Source organism: Stenotrophomonas sp. YJH_SMC_64 (assembly GCF_059371375.1).
Window position 1 is genome coordinate 312,918 of record NZ_JCAFUN010000001.1, and the last position, 21,599, is coordinate 334,516.

The 21,599-nt window shown below is 67.2% G+C and carries 21 protein-coding genes; 10 read left to right on the forward strand and 11 right to left on the reverse strand.

Annotation, left to right across the window (positions count from 1 at the left end):
- Positions 1-22: 22 nt before the first annotated feature.
- Positions 23-2,710, reverse strand: coding sequence for a pyruvate dehydrogenase (acetyl-transferring), homodimeric type (aceE, locus tag AC5P9L_RS01380; RefSeq protein ID WP_012478970.1), 2,688 nt, complete (start codon positions 2,708-2,710; stop codon positions 23-25).
- A gap of 568 nt (positions 2,711-3,278) precedes the next feature.
- Here aceE and AC5P9L_RS01385 point away from each other — a divergent pair.
- Entirely contained in the window at positions 3,279-3,839 is a 561-nt protein-coding gene (locus tag AC5P9L_RS01385) for a PadR family transcriptional regulator (RefSeq protein WP_024957161.1), read from the forward strand.
- 59 nt (positions 3,840-3,898) lie between these two features.
- Complete coding sequence (locus AC5P9L_RS01390; RefSeq protein WP_262101940.1) at positions 3,899-4,696, forward strand: siderophore-interacting protein; 798 nt, start codon at positions 3,899-3,901, stop codon at positions 4,694-4,696.
- A 93-nt stretch (positions 4,697-4,789) separates the two neighbouring features.
- On the opposite strand, the gene AC5P9L_RS01395 is transcribed toward AC5P9L_RS01390, so the two are convergent.
- Both AC5P9L_RS01395 and AC5P9L_RS01400 read right to left on the reverse strand, forming a co-directional pair.
- Entirely contained in the window at positions 4,790-4,942 is a 153-nt protein-coding gene (locus AC5P9L_RS01395; protein WP_159082292.1) for a hypothetical protein, read from the reverse strand.
- Complete coding sequence (locus AC5P9L_RS01400; RefSeq protein ID WP_262101939.1) at positions 4,939-5,760, reverse strand: hypothetical protein; 822 nt, start codon at positions 5,758-5,760, stop codon at positions 4,939-4,941. The genes AC5P9L_RS01395 and AC5P9L_RS01400 overlap by 4 nt, the downstream gene beginning before the upstream one ends.
- A gap of 209 nt (positions 5,761-5,969) precedes the next feature.
- Here AC5P9L_RS01400 and AC5P9L_RS01405 point away from each other — a divergent pair, with 209 nt between their 5' ends.
- Positions 5,970-6,371, forward strand: a complete 402-nt coding sequence (locus AC5P9L_RS01405; RefSeq protein ID WP_099524508.1) for a hypothetical protein — start codon at positions 5,970-5,972, stop codon at positions 6,369-6,371.
- Positions 6,372-6,569: 198 nt separating this feature from the next.
- On the opposite strand, the gene AC5P9L_RS01410 is transcribed toward AC5P9L_RS01405, so the two are convergent.
- Both AC5P9L_RS01410 and AC5P9L_RS01415 read right to left on the reverse strand, forming a co-directional pair.
- Positions 6,570-7,277 carry a YceI family protein gene (locus AC5P9L_RS01410; protein WP_005407837.1) on the reverse strand — a complete coding sequence of 236 codons (708 nt, stop codon included), beginning with the start codon at positions 7,275-7,277 and terminating at the stop codon, positions 6,570-6,572.
- An 86-nt stretch (positions 7,278-7,363) separates the two neighbouring features.
- Complete coding sequence (locus AC5P9L_RS01415) at positions 7,364-7,954, reverse strand: malonic semialdehyde reductase (RefSeq protein ID WP_005407836.1); 591 nt, start codon at positions 7,952-7,954, stop codon at positions 7,364-7,366.
- Positions 7,955-8,080: 126 nt separating this feature from the next.
- Here AC5P9L_RS01415 and AC5P9L_RS01420 point away from each other — a divergent pair, with 126 nt between their 5' ends.
- The 6 genes from AC5P9L_RS01420 (at position 8,081) to AC5P9L_RS01445 (ending at position 12,018) form a co-directional block, all read left to right on the forward strand.
- Positions 8,081-9,040 (forward strand): mitochondrial fission ELM1 family protein, encoded by a 960-nt coding sequence (locus tag AC5P9L_RS01420; RefSeq protein WP_049417673.1) that lies wholly within the window; start codon positions 8,081-8,083, stop codon positions 9,038-9,040.
- 153 nt (positions 9,041-9,193) lie between these two features.
- A complete protein-coding gene (locus tag AC5P9L_RS01425; protein ID WP_262101938.1) occupies positions 9,194-9,424 on the forward strand; it encodes a hypothetical protein in 231 nt (76 codons plus the stop codon).
- Positions 9,425-9,472: 48 nt separating this feature from the next.
- A complete protein-coding gene (locus AC5P9L_RS01430) occupies positions 9,473-10,324 on the forward strand; it encodes a DUF2145 domain-containing protein (RefSeq protein ID WP_060380533.1) in 852 nt (283 codons plus the stop codon).
- A 19-nt stretch (positions 10,325-10,343) separates the two neighbouring features.
- On the forward strand, positions 10,344-10,838 hold the full coding sequence (locus tag AC5P9L_RS01435; protein WP_043035716.1) for a hypothetical protein: 495 nt from the start codon (positions 10,344-10,346) through the stop codon (positions 10,836-10,838).
- Positions 10,839-10,870: 32 nt separating this feature from the next.
- Entirely contained in the window at positions 10,871-11,383 is a 513-nt protein-coding gene (locus AC5P9L_RS01440) for a hypothetical protein (RefSeq protein ID WP_262101937.1), read from the forward strand.
- A gap of 74 nt (positions 11,384-11,457) precedes the next feature.
- Positions 11,458-12,018, forward strand: a complete 561-nt coding sequence (locus AC5P9L_RS01445) for a queuosine precursor transporter (protein ID WP_043035712.1) — start codon at positions 11,458-11,460, stop codon at positions 12,016-12,018.
- Positions 12,019-12,534: 516 nt separating this feature from the next.
- On the opposite strand, the gene glnE is transcribed toward AC5P9L_RS01445, so the two are convergent.
- Positions 12,535-15,330, reverse strand: a complete 2,796-nt coding sequence (glnE, locus tag AC5P9L_RS01450) for a bifunctional [glutamate--ammonia ligase]-adenylyl-L-tyrosine phosphorylase/[glutamate--ammonia-ligase] adenylyltransferase (RefSeq protein WP_262101772.1) — start codon at positions 15,328-15,330, stop codon at positions 12,535-12,537.
- Between the two features lie 421 nt (positions 15,331-15,751).
- On the opposite strand from glnE, the gene scpC reads away from it, so the two are divergent.
- The gene (gene scpC, locus AC5P9L_RS01455; protein WP_043035710.1) at positions 15,752-17,266 is read left to right on the forward strand and encodes a succinyl-CoA:acetate CoA-transferase ScpC; all 1,515 of its coding nucleotides are present in this window, start codon (positions 15,752-15,754) and stop codon (positions 17,264-17,266) included.
- A 173-nt stretch (positions 17,267-17,439) separates the two neighbouring features.
- Here the strand turns inward: scpC and hglS are convergent, their stop codons facing one another.
- From hglS to AC5P9L_RS01480, 5 genes are all read right to left on the reverse strand, one after another.
- Positions 17,440-18,804, reverse strand: coding sequence for a 2-oxoadipate dioxygenase/decarboxylase HglS (gene hglS / locus AC5P9L_RS01460; RefSeq protein ID WP_495230532.1), 1,365 nt, complete (start codon positions 18,802-18,804; stop codon positions 17,440-17,442).
- Between the two features lie 166 nt (positions 18,805-18,970).
- The gene (locus AC5P9L_RS01465) at positions 18,971-19,459 is read right to left on the reverse strand and encodes a hypothetical protein (RefSeq protein ID WP_065183823.1); all 489 of its coding nucleotides are present in this window, start codon (positions 19,457-19,459) and stop codon (positions 18,971-18,973) included.
- Positions 19,460-19,490: 31 nt separating this feature from the next.
- Positions 19,491-20,243 carry an HAD family hydrolase gene (locus tag AC5P9L_RS01470; protein ID WP_012478958.1) on the reverse strand — a complete coding sequence of 251 codons (753 nt, stop codon included), beginning with the start codon at positions 20,241-20,243 and terminating at the stop codon, positions 19,491-19,493.
- Between the two features lie 84 nt (positions 20,244-20,327).
- On the reverse strand, positions 20,328-20,744 hold the full coding sequence (locus AC5P9L_RS01475) for an EF-hand domain-containing protein (protein ID WP_049418551.1): 417 nt from the start codon (positions 20,742-20,744) through the stop codon (positions 20,328-20,330).
- Between the two features lie 232 nt (positions 20,745-20,976).
- Positions 20,977-21,348 carry a hypothetical protein gene (locus AC5P9L_RS01480; protein WP_012478956.1) on the reverse strand — a complete coding sequence of 124 codons (372 nt, stop codon included), beginning with the start codon at positions 21,346-21,348 and terminating at the stop codon, positions 20,977-20,979.
- Between the last annotated feature and the right edge of the window lie 251 nt (positions 21,349-21,599).

Below are 21,599 nucleotides of genomic sequence, written 5' to 3' on the forward strand. Positions count from 1 at the left end.
ACTAACTCAACTGAGCGCTCAATCAAACCCCAACAGGATTAGCCTTCTCAGGATCAATCTTGTACTGCTTGATCGCCCGGGCCACATCCTTAGCCGTCATCTTCCCTTCCTTCGCCAGCGCCGCAATCGCGGCATGCGCGATGTAGTAGCGGTCCACTTCAAAGAACCTACGCAGGTTCGCACGCGTATCCGAACGACCAAACCCATCGGTACCCAGCACGGTGTACGACATCGGCACGAACGCGCGGATCTGGTCCGCATACGCACGCACATAGTCGGTGGCGGCAATCGCCGGGCCCTGGCGGCCCTCCAGCAGCTCGGTCACGTAGGCCTTGCGCTGCTCACCTTCCGGATGCAGGCGGTTGGCACGCTCCACGTCGAAACCATCGCGACGCAGTTCGTTGAAGCTCGGGCAGCTCCAGATGTCGGCGGTCACGCCGAAGTCCTTGTCCAGCAGCTCGGCGGCGGCAATGGCTTCGCGCAGGATGGTGCCGGAGCCCAAAAGCTGCACGCGCAGCTCGCCCTTCTTCGGCTTGCCGGCGTCGGTCAGCAGGTACATGCCCTTGACGATGCCTTCGGCCGCGCCTTCCGGCATTTCCGGGTGGGTGTAGTTCTCGTTCATCAGGGTGACGTAGTAATACTCGTCCACCTGGTCTTCCATCATGCGCTTGGTGCCGTGCTGCAGGATCACCGTCACTTCGAAGCCGAAGGTCGGGTCGTAGCTGCGCACGTTCGGGATGCCACCGGCCACCAGATGGCTGAAGCCATCTTCGTGCTGCAGGCCTTCACCGTTCAGCGTGGTGCGGCCGGCGGTGCCACCCAGCAGGAAGCCGCGGGTACGCATGTCGGCGGCCTGCCAGGCGATGTCGCCCACGCGCTGGAAGCCGAACATCGAGTAGTAGATGTAGAACGGCAGCATCGGCACGTTGCTGACCGAGTAGCTGGTACCGGCGGCCATCCACGAGCTGATCGCACCCGGTTCGCTGATGCCCTGCTGCAGCACCTGGCCGCTCTGGTCTTCGCGGTAGAACATCAGCTGGTCGGCGTCGACCGGCTTGTACTTCTGGCCGAACGGCGCGTAGATGCCGATCTGACGGAACAGGCCTTCCATGCCGAAGGTACGGGCTTCATCGGCCACGATCGGCACGATGTGCGGGCCCAGTTCCTTGTCGCGCAGGGTGATGTTCAGGCTCTGCACGAACGCCATGGTGGTGGAGTAGCTGCGCTCGCCGCTGCTCTTCAGCAGGCGCTCGTACGCCTCCAGCTTCGGTGCCACGAAGGTCTTGTCGGCCTTGCGGCGGCGCTGCGGCAGGTAACCGCCCAGCGCGGCACGGCGCTCCTGCAGGTACTGCACTTCCGGCGAATCCGGGCCCGGGTGGTAGAACGGCACCTGGCCGTCGGCCAGCTGCGCGTCGGTCACCGGAATGTTGAAGCGGTCGCGGAAGTGGCGCACCGCTTCGTCGTCCAGCTTCTTGGTCTGGTGGGTCGGGTTCAGCGCTTCACCGGCGCTGCCCATGCCGTAACCCTTCACGGTCTTGGCCAGGATGACGGTCGGCATGCCCTTGGTGTTCACGGCCTGGTGGTAGGCGGCGTACACCTTGTGTGGGTCGTGGCCACCACGGTTCAGGCGCCAGATGTCGTCGTCGCTCAGGCCGGCCACCATCGCAGCGGTTTCCGGGTACTTGCCGAAGAAATGCTCGCGGGTATACGCGCCGCCGAAAGCCTTGCAGTTCTGGTATTCGCCGTCGACGGTTTCCATCATCAGCTTCTTCAGGACGCCGTTGGTGTCCTTGGCCAGCAGGGCATCCCAATAACCGCCCCACAGCAGCTTGATCACGTTCCAGCCGCCGCCACGGAACACGCCTTCCAGTTCCTGGATGATCTTGCCGTTGCCGCGCACCGGGCCGTCCAGGCGCTGCAGGTTGCAGTTCACCACGAAGATCAGGTTGTCCAGGCCTTCACGGCCGGCCAGCGCGATGGCACCCAGGGTTTCCGGCTCGTCGCTCTCGCCGTCGCCGATGAAGCACCACACCTTGCGGTCGGACTTCTCGATCAGGCCACGGTTTTCCAGGTAGCGCATGAACTGCGCCTGGTAGATGGCGGCCAGCGGGCCCAGGCCCATCGACACGGTCGGGGTCTGCCAGTAGTCCGGCATCAGCCACGGGTGCGGGTACGAGGACAGGCCACCGCCGTCCACTTCCATGCGGAACTTGTCCAGCTGCTCTTCGCTGATGCGGCCTTCCAGGAAGGAACGCGCGTAGATGCCCGGGGCGCTGTGGCCCTGGATGAACAGCAGGTCGCCCGGGTGGTTTTCGCTCGGGGCGCGCCAGAAGTGGTTGAAGCCCACGTCGTACAGGGTGGCGCCGGAGGCGAACGAGGCGATGTGGCCGCCCAGGTCACCCGGCTTGCGGTTGGCGCGGACCACGGTGGCCATCGCGTTCCAGCGGATGATCGAACGGATGCGCCATTCCAGCTCGGCATTGCCCGGGCTCTTGGCCTCGAACTGCGGTTCGATGGTGTTGACGTATTCGGTGGTGGGAGAGAACGGCAGGTAGGCGCCCGAACGACGGGTCAGTTCCACCATGCCTTCCAGCAGCTGATGCGCGCGCTCGGAGCCCTCGACATCAATAACGGCCTTCAACGACTCGATCCACTCCTGGGTTTCCACAGGATTCGGGTCGTTGTTCAGCACCTCGTTCAACCAGTTCATTAGCGCTCCCATAACCGCACGCACGCGCGCGACTGTTGTATAGATTTCTAGACCGCAAAGTGTAGCGCACCAAGGGCTTTCGTCACTTGGCTACGCAGGCGTATGGATGCAACCGGCCAGTGTCCGCAAGGGGCTTGCCGGGCCCGCTGAAGGCCCTGCGGCGGGCCTTGGTGGCTGCGCGGGCTGTCGCTTGCGGGCCGCTGCGCCCATGTGCAGGACGCAGTGTTACCGCTGCCGATGACGGTTGTAGGGCAGCGCCATGCCCACCTGTATCGGCTGCGCGTGCCGGCGCTGAACCGGCGACAACGTGTCGCACCTGCCTCTGGATTGGCCCCCACCCTGCCCTCAGGGTAGGCCTCGAGTGTTGGCCTCGCCCGCTTCGGTCCGCCGTCTGGCCCTGCCTCGCTCCCTTCCACAGTGTTGCCCGGGGCGCCTCGCAAGAGGCGCCCCTTTTGCCGTGCGCGGGGCTGGCCGTGGCCCAAAACTGATCCGCTTGTGGCCGGATCGGTGATTGTCGTCTTCGATATATCGATATATCGTTTGCACACTCGTTTACCGATATATCGAAATGAGCCGCACCGCTTCTCCCAGAGCCCGTTCCACCAATCCGGAAGTGCCGCGCCGCAACGGCCAGCCGCGGGTGCTCAGCCGCGGCGACCTGCGCCTGCTGGTGCTGGCCCTGATCGGCGAACAACCCCGCCATGGCTATGAGCTGATGCAGCTGATCAGCAACCAGTTCATGCAGGCCTACACGCCCAGCGCCGGCACCATGTACCCGCTGCTGGCCAGCTTCGAGCAGGCCGGCTGGATCGAGGCCGAGGAAGTGGACGGCAAGCGGATCTTCCGCATCACCGCCGCCGGCGAGTTCGAGCTGAAGGTGCAGCGCACCCAGGTGCGCTTGGCGCAGCGGCGTGCCTTCGACCGTGCCCGCGAGATCACCAAGGCCTCGCTGCCGCCGCCGCTGGCCGGTGCCCTGCGCGAGTTCAAGCGGGCGCTGGTGCACCACCACGGCCGCTGGGCCGAGGGCGAAGCGGAAGAAGTGGCGGCGCTGCTGACGCGGGCGTCTGCCCTGCTCAACGGTACGGCCGGTAGCGAGAGCCCACCCATTTCAACGACCCAGCCAGACTGACTCCAGCCAGGTCTCCCCTACGCCGCGCGCCCGCGCGCGACACCTTTGCAGGTAACCCCATGACCGAACACAACAACACGCGCCTGCGCCTGGATGTGCGCTTCCGTGAACTGACCGTGCTGCGCTCCGAAGAGGTCACCCCGCACATGCGCCGCATCGTGCTGGGTGGCGCCGAGCTGGCCGGTTTCGATTCGCCCGGCGCCGACGACCACATCAAGCTGTTCTTCCCCAATGCCAGCGGCGAGATGGTGCTGCCGGTGGTCACCGCCGAAGGCCGCAGCTATCCGGCCGGCAAGGAGCCTTCCCCGGCCCGCGACTACACGCCGCGCTGGTGGGACCACGAGACCGGCGAGCTGGCCATCGACTTCGTGCTGCACGACCAGGGCATTGCCGGGCCGTGGGCCGAGCAGGCCCAGCCGGGCGACTTGCTGGTGATCGGCGGCCCGCGCGGCTCGTTCGTGGTGGCCGACACCTACGACGCCTATGTGCTGATCGGCGATGAAACCGCGCTGCCGGCCATCGCCCGCTGGCTGGACGTGCTGCCGGACGGTGCCGAGGTGCAGGCCTTCATTGAAGTGAGCGATGAGGCCGAACGCCAGGACCTGCCGCAGTACGAGAACGTGCGCATCCACTGGCTGGAGCGCAATGGCTTCCCGGCGGCCACCAGCACGCTGCTGGAAGACATGCTGACCGACTTCGAGGCACCGGACGGCGATGTCTTCTACTGGATCGCCACCGAATCGCGCCGCGCACGGATGATGCGCAAGTTCATCGAAGGCCACCTGGGCGTGCCGCGCGACTGGATCCGCTCGACCGGCTACTGGAAGGCCCATCCGGACGAAACCGACGGCGATTGATCCCAAGACGGTGGGTGCGGCCCCCGCTTGGTGGGTGCGGATCGTTGGTCCGCACGCCCTGCAACAGGTAGTGCCGGCCGCTGGCCGGCAACCTCATGAACCTTCGGCAGGAACCTGCAATTGCCGGCCAGCGGCCGGCACTACCACCTGCTGCGCCCACCCGAACCGCTGCGCGGCCCAGATCTCCAGCGCCAGCATCCGCACGCCCTCCGACAGGTAGTGCCGGCCGCTGGCCGGCAACCTCATGAACCTTCTGCAGGAACTTGCAATTGCCGGCCAGCGGCCGGCACTACCACCTGCTGCGCCCACCCGAACCGCTGCGCGGCCCAGATCTCCAGCGCCACCAGCAGCGCGATGATCAACAACGGCAACAGCAGCCCGAAGTACACGCCGGGCATCATGCCGTTGATCTGCGCCTTCACCAGCCGCAGCACACCACGGGTGTGCAGCAGCTCATCCACATGCATGGTCAGCGCCTCACGCACCACCTTGGGCTCCAGGCCAATCGTGCCGGCCTTGTCCACCAGCGTGTCTTCCACCATGCCGCGCAGCAGGCCTTCGCGCACCTTGCCGATCACCCAGCCGGTGCCGCGCGCCAACGGGCCGTTGCCAAGACGATCAAGGCCGGGCAACGGATGTTCGCTGAGGTAGGCCGAAGCGATGGTATCGGCCACATCGCCCACCGTGCCCTGGCTGCGCAGGGCCTCGCGCATGCGCGGGTCATCCAGTGAGTCGGTGAAGCCTTCGCTCCAACCTTCCACCAGGGTCTGCAGGTGCGGCTGGAAATGATCGAGCTGTTTGAACAGCGCGCGGTGCGCACCGGCAGTGAAGCCCAGCTGCAGGCCGAAGAAGGCAGTGGCCAGCGGCAGCAGCACCACGTAGCTGGCCAGCAGCCAGTGATGCCAGCGCTTGCGCCGCTGCAACCAACCCCGGCGGTGCAGCCCGCGCCAGGCGAGAATGCCCAGCACCAGGCCAAGCAGCGTACCGAGCACGCTGCCGCCCACCAGATCGAGCACGCTCAGGCCCGACCAGAATTCGTTCAACCAGTACTGCGCGTCCTGCATGGGTCTTCCTTCCGTGGGTGCGGCTGCGCCTGAAACGCCAGCCAGGTAGAGTCGACTGTTAGTCGACTATCGCGCGCAGCGCGGGGGTTTCCGGCATCGCGCCAAGAGCAGTCGACTAACAGTCGACTCTACCAAACGGAAGACCGCCGCTCCGGAACACGCCAAGCAATGCGACAATCGCGCTCCTTTCCTGCAGCAACGAGGCCCACATGGCCAAACTGACCCTGGCCAGCGTGGATGCGCTGCGTACCCGCTTTGCCGATGACGCCGCCTGCGATGCGGCCCTGGCCGCCTTTGCCGACACCGCTGCACTGCGCGTACCGCTGCGCGAGCTGGTGGCGGCACAGCACCGTTACCTGCAGGCCGAATTCGAAGTGGCACAGGTGGCCGACGTGCTGCGCCGCGACCAGAAGTACGCGCCGGTGGGCCGCCCGTCGGTGCACATCGTGCAGCTGCGCAAGCAGCAGGCCGCGACCAAGCAGGCGGCGCTGATCGCACGCCAGGTGGTGGCGCAGGCCGCGCAGACCTTCGTGCGCGTGAGCGGCATGACGGTGAAGGCCAAGCAGAGCCCGAGCGAAGCATGCGCGGCATGGTTGGGCGCGTTGCGCTGAGGGATCGTGCGGACCGACGGTCCGCACCCACCAGATGCAGGTTGGCACCTACCGGGTAGTGCCGGCCGCTGGCCGGCAACCCCTCATCATCGGGCACCCCGCATGCAGCCGGCCAGCGGCCGGCTCTACCGGCACCCAAAAAGAAGGCCCGCTTTTCAGCGGGCCTTCTGCCTTCTCACGACGAGTGAGCGGGGTGCATCAAGCCGCCGGCTTTTCGCCGGTGGCTTCGGTGGTGATGCGGATCTTCACTTCATCGCTGACGTTCGGGGCATACGCGCCGACGCCGAAATCGCTACGCTTCAGGGTGGTGGTGGCATCAAAGCCGGCGGCCGGAACCTTGGCCATCGGGTGCTCGCCGCCGCCGTTCACGGTGACGTCCAGGGTGACCGGCTTGGTGATGCCCTTGATGGTCAGGTCACCGGTGACGGTCAGCTTGTTGGTGCCAGCGGCTTCCACCTTGGTGCTCTTGAAGGTGGCATCGGCGAACTTGGCGGCGTCGAAGAAGTCGGCGCTCTTCAGGTGCTCGTCGAACTTGGCGGTGAAGCTGTTCAGGCCGCTCAGCGGCAGCTTCACTTCCACGGTGGACTTGGTCACGTCTTCGGCGTTGTACACCAGGGTGCCTTCGACATTGCCGAAGTGCGCGCTCGGGTTGGAGAAGCCGAAGTGGCTCCACTGGGCCAGCACGTCGGTGTGGGTCGGGTCCAGCTTGTAGGTGCCCGAGGCGATCTTGATCGCTTCGGCGGCCGGCGCGGCAGCGGCGGCATCGGCGGCCGGGGTGGCGGCCTGCTCGGTGGTGGCCGGGGCGGCGGCATCGGCAGCCGGGGCAGCGGTGTCGGCCGGCTTGGAGCAGGCGGCGATGGCCAGGGTCAGGGCCAGCGGCAGCAGCAGTTTACGGGTGGCGCTCATCTGAGGAACTCTCCGGATCGTAGGGTGGGTACACGGTGCAGCAAGAGCCTGCCACGGGACAGCAGGCCCGAAACCGATACAACGACTTACGCGATGCGCGCCGCTTCGTCGAACGACAGGCGCGGCAGACGCGGGAACAGGCCCGCCGGGTCACCGTAACCCAGGTTGACCAGGAAATTCGACTTGATCGAAGTGCCGGCGAAGAAGGCTTCGTCGACCTTGGCCGGGTCGAAGCCGGACATCGGGCCGGCATCCAGGCCCAGCGCGCGTGCGGCCAGGATCAGGTAGGCGCCCTGCAGGCTGCCGTTGCGGAGGGCGGCTTCGTGGCGGCCTTCCTGCGGGCCGTCGAACCAGGCCTTGGCATCGGTGTGCGGGAACAGGTACGGCAGCTTCTCGTGGAAATCCAGGTCGAAGCCGATGATGGCGGTCACCGGAGCGGCCATGGTCTTGTCGTGGTTGCCTTCGGACAGGGCCGGGGCCAGCTTGGCCTTGGCTTCCTTCGAGGTGACGAAGACGAAGCGGGCCGGCGTGGTGTTGGCGGCGGTCGGGCCCCACTTCACCAGGTCGTACAGTTCCTGCAGCAGGCTGGCCGGGACCGGCTTGTCGAGGAAGGCGTTCTGGGTGCGGGCAGTACGGAACAGCTGGTCGAGGGCAGCAGCGTCGAGCGCGTGGGACATCGGTGGATCTCCAGGGCGGCTAAGGGAAGTCAGTGCCCGCGGGCGGCGCGGGGCGAAACGACGAGCCGCAGTGTAGAGTGTCGCGACTGTTGCAACACCCAGCAGGGCTGAAACGAATTAATGCCAATGGTGAAACGATCGAGCGCGCCATGGACGGTCACTGACGGCCGTGCGGGCAATGTCCGCCAGGCGGTCGCGCTGGCCTCGGCGCTGCGCCAGGGCACCCACCGACCGCTGGTCCTGCAGCCCCGCGCACCCTGGCGCTGGCTGTCGCCGCGGCGCCTGCCGGGTGATGTGAACGGCTATGGCGAGGCTTTCGCGTCACTGGCCGCCGAGGCCCCGGCGCTGGCGATCGGCTGTGGCCGCCAGGCCGCCGGCGCACTGCGCGTCCTGCGGGCACGTGGCAGCCAGGTGGTGCAGATCCTCGACCCGCGCATCGGCGCACGCCACTGGGATGTGGTGGTGGTGCCCGAACACGATGCCCTGCGTGGCAGCAACGTGCTGACCCTGCTCGGCAGCCTCAACCCGGTGGACGACGACTGGCTGGCCTGGGGCCGCGCCGCGTTCGCCGGCTTCAGTACCTTGCCCGGCCCGCGCACCGCGTTGCTTGTCGGTGGACCGACGCCGCTGGCGCCGTGGGATGAAACGGCGATGGTGGGCGTGTTCCAGGCGCTGGCCGGGCAGATCCGCAGCGAAGGCGGCAGCCTGCTGGCGACCACCTCGCGACGCACGCCGCCGGCGTTGGCCGAGATCCTGCGCGCGACGTTCGCCGACCTGCCGCATGTGATCTGGGGCGACGGCGGCGACGGTACGAATCCTTATGGCGGCCTGCTCGGCTGGGCCAACCGCGTGGTGGTCTCGCCCGATTCGGTGAACCTGCTGTCTGAAGCCTGCGCCACGCGCATGCCGGTGATGGTGGCGCTGGCCGAGACCGCGCAGGGCCGGCTGGCACGCTTCCAGCAGCAGCTGCGCGAGCGCGGGCGGCTGCAGGCGCATTGGCTTGACTGGCAGTACGACCGCATCGAACCACTGCGCGAGACCGCACGGGTGGCCGCGGAAGTGAAACAGCGTTTGGCATTGGGGTAGTGCCGGCCGCTGGCCGGCAATGCTCTACGCGCTACCGAAGCTCCTGACGTTGCCGGCCAGCGGCCGGCACTACCGGGTGCGCAGCATTTTCTGAACATTTCGATCCGACTGTGCGGTTAGAGTCCAGCGTCCCCCATCACGCTGAACGTCTTCATGCGCACCCTGCTTCTGCTGCCCCTGGCCATGCTCGCCGCCTGCTCCACCACGCCCACCGAGCTGGATCCGATCTCGTATCAATGCCAGCAGCAGCTGGACGCGTACCGCGAACAGCCGGCGCTGCGCGATCCGAAGACTGGCGAACGCCCGCCGCTGCCGGTGGCCCCGATCAGCGACGCCTGTGACAAGGAACTCCAGCGCAAGGGCCTGGACCGCCCGCTGCGCTGACCGGCGTATGATCGGCGCGCGGGCCTGCCCGCCGTTGAAGGTACCGACATGGATCGTTTTTCCCGCCTGCCCCGCGCCGTGCTGCTGATCGCCAGCCTGCTGGTGACCGCGCCCGCTTGGGCCAACAGTTCCGAGTGCCGCGAACGCTACCCGAGCGTGGCGTCGCAGGCGGCGATGCTGGACGTGGCCTGGACCACCGCCGAACGCCTGGACGCGCTGCCCGATGTGGACGTGGTGGTCGCCGCGCGCGGTGGCCAGGACCTGAGCCGCTACGGCCTGCGCCACAGCCACCTGGCCTTCCTGCTGCGCGAGGACGACGGCCGCTGGCGCGCGATGCACCTGCTCAACCGCTGCAAGACCGACAGCTCGCAGCTGTACCACGAGGGCCTGGGCAACTTCGTCGGCGAGAGCGGCGGGCATACGGACCTGCGCATCGGCGTGCCGTCGGCGCCGCTGCGTGCTGCATTGAAGGCGATGCTCGTGTCGCCGTCGATCCAGTCCAAGGCGCTGCACGAGACCAAGTACAACGTGGTCGCCTACCCGTTCGCCACCGACTACCAGAACTCCAACCAGTGGGTACTGGAGGTGCTGGCGGCAGCGATGGCACAGGCCGACGGTGCGCCGGCCATCGTCAAGCGCGAACAGGCGCAGCAGTGGTTGCGCCAGCAGAAGTACCAGCCCAGCGTGCTGCATATCGGCCTGGGCAAGCGCGTGGGTGCGCGCCTGTTCATTGCAAACGCCACCACCACCGACCACCCCGCCGGCGAACGCATTTCCGGCAACTATTCGGTGGTGACGGTGGAATCGGTATTCGACTTCCTGCACCAGCGCAGCCAGCTGCAGCAGGAACTGGTGATCCCCCATGTGCCGGTGGCCGGTGCTGCTGCCGCCACGCCCTGAATCCCGCGAGGAGAACGACATGCGTCCGCTGCCTGTTTCCCTGATGTCGATGGTGATCATTGCCGGCCTGCTCGGCGCGAACACCGCCCATGCCGAACGCCGCATCATCATCCTGCAGGACCCGGGTCCGCAGGGGCCGAGCCTGGAAATGTCCGCGCCCCTGGTGGCTTCGGCGCGCGCCGCCGCTGCCAAGGAAGCCCGGGATGCCGGGCTGCCGCCCGGCCACGGCGCATCGGTGAAGCTGCCGCAGATGCAGGTGAGCGCCATCGCCACCACCGTCGACGGCCGCCGCGAAGTGCTGCTGCGCGATGCCAGCAACCCGCAGAACACCGCATCGATGCAGTGGCCGAAGCGCCCCGGCGATCCCGCCGTGCAGTTCACCGTGGGACAGACCGTGAACTTCGAGCCGACCGGCACCGACCAGGGCTGGCAGGTGAAGGACAACCAGGGCCGCCCGCTGGAATACCTGCCCGAGGCCACCGGCCCGCGCGACATTTTCGATACCCGGCGCTGAGCCGCCGCCCCCACGTTGACCAGGAGGTCTCCATGTTCCGTTGCCTGCGCATTCCCGCGTCCGCCCTGCTGCTCTCGGTGCTGCTGGTGCCCACTGTCCATGCTGGCGCCGCGCCGCAGTTGAACAGCAGCGAGGCCAGCGTGATCGTGACGTCGTTCGTGGTGCTGTCGTTGCCACTGGCGGCCCCGATGGGCTTGTCCGAACTGTCCAAGGCGCCGTTCAAGGCCAGCGAACGCAACGGCCGAGCCACGCGCACCAAGGCAGTGCCGCTGCCGCCGATGGAGGTGAAGAAGGTGGAGACCACGCCGGAGGGCGAGCGCCAGGTACAGCTGCAGGTGCCGGACAAAGCCGACCAGACCGCCACCCTGCGCTGGCCGGCGCGCGTGCATCAAGACCAGGCGGCAGGCTTCGTGGTCGGCCAGCAGGTGCACTTCGACCCCACCGAAGCCGGTGCCGGCTGGACCGTGAAAAGCGCGCAGGGCCAGGCACTGGCTTACGTGCCCACCGCCTACGCCGCTGGCGACGTGATGAGCGAAGCGCTGTAAAGCTGAACGAGTGGTTTTGGCTTTGCCGCGGGCCGGGCGGATAATGGGCGATCCCCTTGTCCCCCTGGCTCGCCATGTCCGTGCGTCCTGCCCCTCTTTTTGCCCCGCTGACCCCGCGCGCCCTGGTGCTGGCGGTACTGGCGATGGGCGCGGTGGTGCTGCTGTCCAACGTACTGGTGCAGTACCCGATCAACGACTGGCTGACCTGGGGTGCCTTCAGCTATCCGGTCGCGTTCCTGGTCAGCAACCTGATCAACCGCCGCTTCGGCCCGGGCCCGGCGCGCCGCGTGGCGTGGATCGGCTTCCTGGTGGCAGTGGTGTTGTCGGTGTGGGTGGCCACGCCGCGCATCGCCATTGCCTCGTGCTCGGCCTTCATCGTGGCGCAGCTGCTGGACATCACCGTGTTCGACCGCCTGCGTCGTGGCAGCTGGTGGCGCGCACCGATGGTGGCCACCACCTGCAGCGCGACGGTGGATACCACCATTTTCTGGTCGATCGCGTTTGCCGGTTCCGCCCTGCCGTGGGTGAGCTGGGCAGCGGGCGACCTGGCGGTGAAGCTGGCGATCGGCGTGTGCCTGCTGGCCCCGTTCCGCGCGTTGTTGTGGAAGATGGCGCCGCTGCGCACCACCAGCTGACCGCACATGCTCTGGTGGGTGCCGACCTTGGTTGGCACGCTCCATCGGAGTTCATTACCGCTGGCGGATTGTGCCGACCAACGGTCGGCACCTACCAGGAGCGGGCATCGCAGGGCCATTGATCCGGTGGGTGCCGACCGTTGGTCGGCACCCCCTGCAGAACTCATTGCTGCCGACAGATTGTGCCGACCAACGGTCGGCACCTACCAGAGCGGGCATCGCAGGGCCATTGATCCGGTGGGTGCCGACCGTTGGTCGGCACCCCCTGCAGAACTCATCGCTGCCGACAGATTGTGCCGACCAACGGTCGGCACATACCAGGAGCGGGCATCGCAGGGCCATTGATTCGGTGGGTGCCGACCGTTGGTCGGCACGCCCTGCAGAACTCATCGCTGACAGATTGTGCCGACCAACGGTCGGCACCTACCAGAAGCGGGCCATCGCAGGGCAATTGATCCGGTGGGTGCCGACCAACGGTCCGCACCCACCCAAAGTTGTTGCAGCATTTGCCCCCGCTCAGGCGAACGGCAACTCCGCGGCTCTGCACGCTGCCGTAATCGCGGCACACGCGTCTTCAATCGCGGGCGTGGTCGGTGCCAACCGCGGGCGCCGATCCAGCGTGCAGGCCAGGCCCACGTCCAACAGCGTGGCGTGCGCGCCATGCAGCGCCTGCGCGGTGGCATCCGGCAGGAAACCGGCAACCGCCAGCGCATCGATCAACGACGGCGTATCGCGAGGCTGCAGCAGCGCCGCATGCTGCGCACTGCGTGCCAGCACGCCGGTCTGCAGCAGGAACTCCAGGTCCACTACGCCGCCGGCACCTTGCTTCAGGTCCAGTCGAGCGGCATCGCTGCGGTCCAGCTCGGTGCGCATACGGCCGCGCATCTTCAGCACGTCGGCATACAGCACACCCGTGTCGCGCTCACGCCCAAGCGTTTGTGCACGCACCTGCTCGAAGTCGGCCAGCAAGCTCGCATCGCCGGCCACGCCGCGAGCGCGCACCAGCGCCTGGTGTTCCCAGGTCCATGCGCGTTCGCGCTGGTATTCGGTGTAGCTGGCCAGCGAAGACACCAGCGACCCCTTGCCACCGTCCGGGCGCAGGCGCACGTCGATGTCGTACAGGCGCCCGGCAGCCGTGACTGCACCGAGCAGCGCCATCACCTTCTGCGCCAGGCGTGCATACCAGCGGCCCGGCTCCAGCGGGCGCGCGCCATCACTGGCATCCACGCCGGCCGGGTTGTCATGCAGGAATACCAGGTCCAGATCGGAACCGAAGCCCAGTTCAAGCCCACCCAGGCTGCCGTAGCCGATGATCGCGAAACGTCCGCCGGGAATCCCGCCGTGTGCGGCGTGCATGTCCGCTTCGGCCATCGCCAGCACGGTGACCACCACCGCCTGCGCCAGCTCGGCCAGTTGCCGGGTGCTGTCCACCGCGCCCTGGCGGCCATCCAGCGTAGCCATCGCCATGCGGAAGCTGAGCGCCAGCCGCGTTTCGTTGAGCCAGCGCAGCGCGGATTCGGGATCCTCCACCGCCAACACCTGCTGGCACTCGGCCAGCATGCCGGCGGCATCCGGCATCGGCCCGGACACGCGTACGTCCAGCAGTTCGTCCAACAGCAGCGGATACGCCGCCAGGCGCTCGGCCAGCAGCGCGCTGCGCGCCAGCACATCGACCAGCCGCGCCAACGCGCTGGGCTGCTCGTCCAGCAGCGCGAGATAGCTGGTCCGGCGCAGCACCGCCTGCAGCAGGCCAAGCACGCGCTTGAGCGCGGCGTCGGGTTGTGGCGAACGCGTGGCCGCATGCAGCAGTGCGGGCAGCACGCGATCCAGCCGCGCACGCGCTGCATCGGACAAGGACTTCACGCCGGTGCCCTGGGCGAAATCGCGCAGCGACTGGTCAGCGCCGTTGGCATCGAGGAAACCGGCTTCGGCCAGCAGTGGTGCGTTGCTGCCTTCGGGCAGGCTGCGCCAGTAGTTGGCCAGCGCGTCGGGCGCGGCCTGGCCCTTGCGCGGTGCCAGCAGCGCGGCGAATTCAGTACTGACCCGCTGCTGCTGTTCGGCCAACGCCGCGCGCAGCACGTTCCAGTCCGCATAGCCGAGGCCGACGGCGATGCGTTCGCGGTCCAGCGCGTCGCTGGGCAGTACGTGGGTCTGCGCGTCGCGCAGCATCTGCAGGCGGTTCTCCAGCCGGCGCAGGAACAGGTAAGCCTCGCGCAGTGCGGCGCCATCCTCGGGCGCGATCTGACCGGCGGCGACCAGTGCATCCAGCGCCACCAGCAGGCGACGCTCGCGCAGTGCCGGTTCACGGCCACCGCGGATCAGCTGCAGTGCCTGGCACAGGAATTCGATTTCGCGGATGCCACCGGCGCCACGCTTGATGTCCTCGTGCAACTCGCGGCGCGCGACCTCGGCGGTGATCGCCGCCTTCATTTCGCGCAGGCCATCGAGCGCGGTGAAATCGAGGTAGCGGCGGTACACGAACGGGCGCAGGGTCTGCAGCCACGCTTCACCGGCGGCGATATCGCCGGCCACCGCGCGCGCCTTCAGCCACGCGTAGCGTTCCCAGTCGCGGCCCTCGCGCTGGAAATACTGGTCCATCGCCGCGAAGGACAGCGCGACGCGGCCGGCGCTGCCGAACGGACGCAGGCGCAGGTCGACACGGTGGCTGAAGCCATCGACGGTGGTTTCGTCCAGCAGCTTGGCCAGGCGCTGGCCGAGGCGGGCGAAATACTCTTCGGCGGCCAGCGCGCGCGGGCCATCGGATTCGCCGCCGTGCGGATAGGCGTAGACCAGATCGATGTCGGAACTGAAGTTGAGCTCGCCGCCGCCCAGCTTGCCGAGGCCGAACACGACCAGCTGCTGCGGCGTGCCTTGGTCATCGGCGATGACGCCATGGCGCTGGGCGAATTCCTGCTGCAGGGCCTCCAGCGCCAGCCGCAGGCAGTCTTCGGCCAGGGTGGTGGCGCCGGCCAAGGTCTGCGCCACGTCGTCCAGCCCGGCAAGGTCGCGCCAGATCAACCGTGTGGACATCGCCGCACGCCAGCGCCGCAGCTGTGCCGGCCAGTCGCTGGGCTGCAGCGGGTCGAGCACCGGCGCCGGGATCGGCGGGCAGCCGGGCGCGGCCAGCTGCGCCAGCAGCGCCGGTTGCCGCACCAGGGTGTCCAGCGCGAAGTCGCTGGTCACCGCCAGGCGGGTCAGCAACGGCAGCAGGTCGGCCGGGATGGGCTCTGGCAGGACTTGAGCCAGACGCGCCAGGGCGCGGTCGACAAGAGGCTGCAGGGAGACGGGCAGATCAGCGGGGGCGAGGGTCATGCACTGATTGTATCGACCCGGCCGGGGCGCAACGGACCCGGTAGTGCCGGCCGCTGGCCGGCAACCCCGGTAACCTTCGGCAGCATCATCGGATCTGCCGGCCAGCGGCCGGCACTACCAAGTCAACGGATCTGCCGGTTAGCGGCCGGCATTACCAACAATGGAGGCCGCGTATTCATACTGGGCGACAGGCAATAAAAAAGCCCGCTTGCAGCGAACTGCCAGCGGGCTCTGCTCCCTCCCCCACGTCGGGATGCAGGGCCATCGTGCGGGCTGCGAAAGCACTTTGCACGCTGCACTGCAAAACAAAACCGACGGGTTTGGGTGAGCCCCTGGGGAAAAGCCATTCCACGAAGGTAGAACCCCCCGTACGGATGAGGATGGCCGATAATCGGAATTCCCCCCAGCAACACGTGTCGTCATGTCTGTTGATCGCATCGCCAACGCGCGTCTCCGTGACCGCGTGGTCTCCGCAGAGGCCGCAGCCGCGCTGATCCAGCCCGGTGAAACCGTGGCCATGAGCGGCTTTACCGGCTCCGGGTATCCCAAGGCCGTTCCCGTCGAACTGGCCCGCCGCATCGAAGCGGTGCATGCCCAGGGCAACCCTTTCCAGATCAAGCTGATGACCGGCGCCTCCACCGCGCCGGAACTCGATGGCGCGCTGGCCAAGGCCGATGGCATCGCCATGCGCATGCCGTTCCAGAGCGACCCGGATGCGCGCAACCGCATCAACGAGGGCAAGCTGGACTACATCGACATCCACCTCAGCCACGTTGCCCAGCACGTGTGGTTCGGCTTCTACGGCGAGATCGATACCGCCGTGATCGAAGTCTCGGCCATCCGCGAGGACGGCTCGCTGGTGCCTTCCACCTCGGTCGGCAACAACAAGACCTGGCTGGACCTGGCGAAGAAGGTGATCGTCGAGGTCAACGAATGGCAGCCGGCCGGCGTCGACGGCATGCATGACATTTACTACGGCACCGCGCTGCCGCCGCACCGCAAGCCGATTCCGCTGGTGAACGCCAACGACCGCATCGGCGACACCGCACTGCGCTGCGACCCGGACAAGATCGTGGCCGTGGTGCGCACCAACGGCCCGGACCGCAACAGCCCGTTCAGCCCGATCGATGCGACCAGCGAGCAGATCGCTTCGCACCTGATCGAGTTCCTCAAGCATGAGGTGAAGAAGGGCCGCCTGCCGCCGAACCTGCTGCCGCTGCAGTCGGGCGTGGGCAACATTCCCAATGCGGTGCTGGCCGGCCTGGCCAAGAGCGGTTTCCGCGACCTAGCCGCGTTCACCGAAGTGATCCAGGACGGCATGCTCGACCTGCTGCGTGATGGCGTGCTGAGCTACGCTTCGTGCACCGGCTTCGCGCTGAGCCCGCAGGCCAACGAGACGTTCAAGGAGAACATCGATTTCTACCGCGAGCGCATCATCATGCGCACGCAGGAAATCTCCAACCATCCGGAACTGGTGCGCCGCCTGGGCTGCATCGGCATGAACGGCATGATCGAGGTGGACATCTACGGCAACGTCAATTCGACGCACGTGATGGGCACGCGGATCATGAACGGCATCGGCGGTTCCGGTGACTTCGCCCGCAACGGTTTCCTGTCGGCGTTCCTGAGCCCGTCCACCGCGAAGAACGGCACCATTTCGGCGATCGTGCCGATGGCCAGCCATGTCGACCACACCGAGCACGACGTGTCGGTGATCGTCACCGAACAGGGCCTGGCCGACCTGCGTGGCCTGACCCCGCGCAAGCGCGCGCAGGTGCTGATCGACAACTGCGCGCATCCGGATTTCCGCGCGCAGCTGCAGGATTACTTCGACCGCGCCAGCCGCGAGAGCTACGGCAAGCACACCCCGCACCTGCTGCCGGAAGCGCTGTCGTGGCACCAGCGCTGGCTGGATACCGGAACGATGAAGGGCTGATTGCGTTGGGGGTCAGAGCCCTTTTCTGCCGAAAAGGGATCTGACCCCGATCATGCGCAACGTTGGGGTCGGATCCCTTTCCACAGGAAAGGGCTCTGACCCCAGCTACGGAATCGGGTAGTGCCGGCCGCTGGCCGGCTTCCCCAACAGCCGGCCAGCGGCCGGCTCTACCTTCACGCGATGCGCAGGCTTGCCAGCGATTCGGCCTGCAGCCGCTCGTAGATCTCGAACTCGTCATGCACCGCTACGCCCAGCGCCTGCTCGAAGGCCTCGCGGTTGGCATGTGCGGCATAGGCGCGCTGTTCTTCACCGCCCAGGTTCGACTGGAAGATGCCCGCGGCACTGACCGGCAGGAAATCCTCGTAGACGATCGGGTCGGCCGTGGCCAGGCCGGCGGCCACCAGCACTTCAGCCGGCAGATCCGCCACGCGCTCGGGCGCGGCACGGCCGGCGTCGGTCAGCTGGTAGCGGTAATAGCCCAGTCCTTCCTGGCGCAGCGTGTCATGGTCATCCGGGAAGCTGGCGAACACCGCCTGCAGGCGCTGGCCGTAGTCGCCGCCGGTGCTGCCTTCGCCACCGGCATCGCGTGCCTGCGACAGCAGCTGGTCGTACAGCGCGCGGCCCTTCGGGGTGAGCGCAAGGCCGCGCTGTTCGATCTCGCCGAAGCGCGCGGTGTGGGTGCCGGCATCGCCGCCTTCGCCGCCCGGGAAATGCACGGCCTCTTCCAGTGCCTTGAAGCTGGTCTGGCGCAGCAGGATCGGGCAGGCGCGGCGCGGCGGGCCCTCGATCACCGCCTTGGCCGCCATGCCGTGTTCGATCATCGCCGCCTGCGCAGCGTCGATGTCCAGCGTGCGCGGGGTCAGGTGATTGATGTGCGGGCCACGGAAACTGATCACGTCGGCCACCAGGCGATGCGCGTTGTGCAGCGCGTGGTAGGTCGGCAGGTCGACGGTGGCATCGCCGTGCCAGCGGAAGGTTTCCAGCGCTTCGTCGACGAAGCGTTCGGCATCGGCCTGCGACAGGCCGCCGTCACGCTCGGCCTGGTCGATCAGTGCCAGCGCGCCGTCGGTGAAGATGCGGCGGCGCGCAAGGATCTTCGCCGATTCGGCACGCAGCGCGTCGTCTTCGATCAGCTCCAGGCGCAGCAGCGAGGTGAACACGCGGAACGGATTCTGCGCCAGCGCCGCGCCGGTGAGCGGGCGGAACGCGGTGGAATGCACCGGCACGCCCGCGACCGACAGGTCGTAGTAGCCGACCGGGTACATGCCCATCACGGCGAACAGGCGGCGCAGCGTCGCCAGTTCCTGCACGGTGCCGACGCGGATCGCGCCGTGGCGCTCTTCATCCAGGCGTGCGCGCTCGTCGTTGCGCTGCAGCTGCGCGGCCAGCGCCGGGTCCTGCTCCAGCACCTGCGCGTTGATCCGCTCCACCAGTTCCACCAGCGTGCCGTACAGCGGCACTTCGGTGCGGTACATGCGGGACATGGCCTGTGCGAACAGGCGGCGGATCACATCAGGCGAAACCAAAGAGGCGCTCATCAGTCACTCGATTACGGGAACGGGGGAACAGCTCGGACCCGTATTGTCGCCGGAGCGCGCGGTGGCGGCGATATGCAGAGCAACATGAAACAAACCGGTAGTGCCGGCCGCTGGCCGGCAATCTCCGGATGCCTGGAAGGGTGCAATTGCCGGCCAGCGGCAGGCACTACCGCTTGAGCTGGCGCTTCAGGGTGGCATCCAGGGTGATCGGCCGGTCCCAGTGCTGGTAGCTGGCCACGATGGCGTGGCGCACGGCCCGGTAATGCAGGTTGTCCGGCCTGGTGGGCATCCGCTTCACCACCGCTTCCCAGCCGCCGTCCGGGTCCTGGCTGAAGGCGCGCACGCTGTCGCGGCAGGTCTGGCCGCTGGCCTTGGCCCAGAAGCAGGCGAAATAGATGTCCCCGGCCTGCCAGCCATGGGTGGTGAACAGCGCGCTGATGTAGCCACGGGGCACGTCGGCATAGCGCGATACCTCATCGAGAAAGGCATCCGGGTAGCGTTCGGCGTAATGGTTGATGTCCTGCAGCTGGGCATCAACCCAGCTGTCGCCGGTTGCCACCTCATACGCAGCCGAACGCTCGGCGGTCTGCTGGGCCAGCACGGTGGCCGGCGCCAGCAGCAGGGACAACAGCAACACGCGCAGTCGGTAATTCATGCCCCGATTCTGCCGCAGCCGCCGGGCCCTGTCAGGCCGCCGCAGCGGCCTTGGCTTCGATCGCCGCCAGTGCGGCCGGCCAGTCGTGGGCGGTGTCGGCGGTGACCATGCGCGGTTCATCATCGGCGACGCCGTGCTGGGTCTCGTGGGCCCAGGTCACTGCGTACGGGGTATGCACGCCCCAGCCTCCCAGGGTAACCACCGGCTCGATGTCCGAACGCAGCGAGTTGCCGACCATCACGAAGCGCTGCATGGGCAGGTCGAATTCGGCCAGCACGCGGGCGTAGGTTTCCGGGTCCTTCTCCGAGACGATCTCGATGCGCGGGAACAGCTCGCCCAGGTTGGCGACCTTGATCTTCGCTTCCTGGTGGAACAGGTCGCCCTTGGTGATCAGCACCACCGGGTAGTGCTCGGCGATGGCCGCCACCGCTTCGCGCACACCGTCGATCAGTTCGACCGGGTGGCGCAGGGTGTCGTGGCCGATATCCAGGATGCGCTGGATGTCCTTCGCTTCGATGCGCTGCCCGGTGATGTCGATGGCCGCTTCGATCATCGACAGCGTCATGCTCTTCACGCCGTAGCCGAAGGTGCCCAGGTGGCGCTGCTGCACTTCCAGCAGGTGGCGCGCAGTCTGGGTGTCGTGCACGTCGACGTAGCGCGACAGCAGGTCAAGGTAGTCCTGCTCGGCCTTGCGGTAGTAGTCCTCGCTCTTCCACAGCGTATCGTCACCGTCAAAACCGACCAGGCCGATGGCGCGCGACGGCGCAGGCGTGGAGGTGTTCATCGCGCAAGGATACAGGGGCCGTGGTGACGAAAAAAACCCGGGCGGCCGAAGCCGCCCGGGTTCCCATACGCCCCGATACAGGTCTTACCTGCCCTGCGCACCCTGCGCTGCGCCGCCGGCGCCGGCCTGCTGGGCGGCCACATAGGCCTTGTACTCATCGGCGCTCAGCTCGCCGTCCTTGTTGGTATCAGCCTGGTCGAACACCTGGGCCAGGCCCGCGTTCACCTGCGCCTCGGTCTTGCTGATGGTGCCGTTGCCATCGGTATCGATGCTGGCCCAGGTCTGGCCACCGCCGTTGGCCTGCGCCGATGCGGCTGCGGCAGCGTCGGTCGCCTGGTCGGCGGCCTGGCCGGCCTGTGCAGCCGCCTGCTGGGCCTGTGCGGCCTCGTTCTGCGCATGCGCCGCCTGCTGCTTGGCCGACTGGGCCATCGCCGGAATGGCCAGCACGCTGCCAGCGGCGACGATCAGGGCGATCAGGGGCTTGCGGTTGCGAATAGTCATCAGGGGTGTCTCCTGCCAATTGGGTGGTGTTGCGCGGCGTGTTGTCTCCGCACGGCACCTACCCTGCCACCCCGTTTCTGAATCGATTTTGCCCCGCGACCGGCGTCAACACGCACCATTAACCACTCGCCCCCGCGCATGCATTAGCGCGGTGGTTAGCAGCAAGTGAGCAGCTCATAAGATGCGCATTCAGCGCTGCCGGATTTAACCGGCAACCAACGAAAAACCTGCGTCAGTCGACGGTTTTTTCCGATGACCGCGAACTGAACAACACCCAGCCGAGCGCAACACCGGCGAGCGCGCCGGCGATTTCCAGCACCACGCGACTGCCGAGTTCGTTCGGATCGTGGATGGTGGCGAGGAACAGGCGCGCGTACAGCGGCGACTCCAGCCGCACGATGCCCATGTAGAACAGCTTCCATGCATCGATGCCGGCGGAGATGATCACGGCGATGACACAGGACCACCCGATCGCGTGACCCGCTGTCCAGTGCAGGAGCCGGCACAGCTGCGACCACAGGAAGTACACCAGCAGCCCGACCAGCAGGGCGATGGCGCCGGCTTCTAGGGTACCGAGCAGGCCGAAGTGCAGGGGAAGGTTCATCGGGTGGGCAGGGATGAAGAGGCGGCCAGTGTAAGGGATCTGCCCCGGACCCAATCCGGTAGCCACAGTAGATCCACGCCATGCGTGGATGAATCTCCATCGAGATCGAGCATCTCGACGATTGAACAAGAAGCAGCCGACGAACAAAGAGCAGCCGAGCATGGACTCGGCTCTACAACGGACCGCGCGGGAAACTGTCAGAGGCTGGGCGGTGCCGGAGTGCGGGGTGTCAGCCGCATGGATGCGGCTGC

What these genes read in the sequence shown, in the direction of transcription:
- aceE (WP_012478970.1), bottom strand. Translation starts at nt 2,710, where the DNA reads ATGAACTGGTTGAACGAGGTGCTGAACAACGACCCGAATCCTGTGGAA.
- AC5P9L_RS01385 (WP_024957161.1), top strand. Translation starts at nt 3,279, where the DNA reads ATGAGCCGCACCGCTTCTCCCAGAGCCCGTTCCACCAATCCGGAAGTG.
- AC5P9L_RS01390 (WP_262101940.1), top strand. Translation starts at nt 3,899, where the DNA reads ATGACCGAACACAACAACACGCGCCTGCGCCTGGATGTGCGCTTCCGT.
- AC5P9L_RS01395 (WP_159082292.1), bottom strand. Translation starts at nt 4,942, where the DNA reads ATGAGGTTGCCGGCCAGCGGCCGGCACTACCTGTCGGAGGGCGTGCGG.
- AC5P9L_RS01400 (WP_262101939.1), bottom strand. Translation starts at nt 5,760, where the DNA reads ATGCAGGACGCGCAGTACTGGTTGAACGAATTCTGGTCGGGCCTGAGC.
- AC5P9L_RS01405 (WP_099524508.1), top strand. Translation starts at nt 5,970, where the DNA reads ATGGCCAAACTGACCCTGGCCAGCGTGGATGCGCTGCGTACCCGCTTT.
- AC5P9L_RS01410 (WP_005407837.1), bottom strand. Translation starts at nt 7,277, where the DNA reads ATGAGCGCCACCCGTAAACTGCTGCTGCCGCTGGCCCTGACCCTGGCC.
- AC5P9L_RS01415 (WP_005407836.1), bottom strand. Translation starts at nt 7,954, where the DNA reads ATGTCCCACGCGCTCGACGCTGCTGCCCTCGACCAGCTGTTCCGTACT.
- AC5P9L_RS01420 (WP_049417673.1), top strand. Translation starts at nt 8,081, where the DNA reads ATGGTGAAACGATCGAGCGCGCCATGGACGGTCACTGACGGCCGTGCG.
- AC5P9L_RS01425 (WP_262101938.1), top strand. Translation starts at nt 9,194, where the DNA reads ATGCGCACCCTGCTTCTGCTGCCCCTGGCCATGCTCGCCGCCTGCTCC.
- AC5P9L_RS01430 (WP_060380533.1), top strand. Translation starts at nt 9,473, where the DNA reads ATGGATCGTTTTTCCCGCCTGCCCCGCGCCGTGCTGCTGATCGCCAGC.
- AC5P9L_RS01435 (WP_043035716.1), top strand. Translation starts at nt 10,344, where the DNA reads ATGCGTCCGCTGCCTGTTTCCCTGATGTCGATGGTGATCATTGCCGGC.
- AC5P9L_RS01440 (WP_262101937.1), top strand. Translation starts at nt 10,871, where the DNA reads ATGTTCCGTTGCCTGCGCATTCCCGCGTCCGCCCTGCTGCTCTCGGTG.
- AC5P9L_RS01445 (WP_043035712.1), top strand. Translation starts at nt 11,458, where the DNA reads ATGTCCGTGCGTCCTGCCCCTCTTTTTGCCCCGCTGACCCCGCGCGCC.
- glnE (WP_262101772.1), bottom strand. Translation starts at nt 15,330, where the DNA reads ATGACCCTCGCCCCCGCTGATCTGCCCGTCTCCCTGCAGCCTCTTGTC.
- scpC (WP_043035710.1), top strand. Translation starts at nt 15,752, where the DNA reads ATGTCTGTTGATCGCATCGCCAACGCGCGTCTCCGTGACCGCGTGGTC.
- hglS (WP_495230532.1), bottom strand. Translation starts at nt 18,804, where the DNA reads ATGAGCGCCTCTTTGGTTTCGCCTGATGTGATCCGCCGCCTGTTCGCA.
- AC5P9L_RS01465 (WP_065183823.1), bottom strand. Translation starts at nt 19,459, where the DNA reads ATGAATTACCGACTGCGCGTGTTGCTGTTGTCCCTGCTGCTGGCGCCG.
- AC5P9L_RS01470 (WP_012478958.1), bottom strand. Translation starts at nt 20,243, where the DNA reads ATGAACACCTCCACGCCTGCGCCGTCGCGCGCCATCGGCCTGGTCGGT.
- AC5P9L_RS01475 (WP_049418551.1), bottom strand. Translation starts at nt 20,744, where the DNA reads ATGACTATTCGCAACCGCAAGCCCCTGATCGCCCTGATCGTCGCCGCT.
- AC5P9L_RS01480 (WP_012478956.1), bottom strand. Translation starts at nt 21,348, where the DNA reads ATGAACCTTCCCCTGCACTTCGGCCTGCTCGGTACCCTAGAAGCCGGC.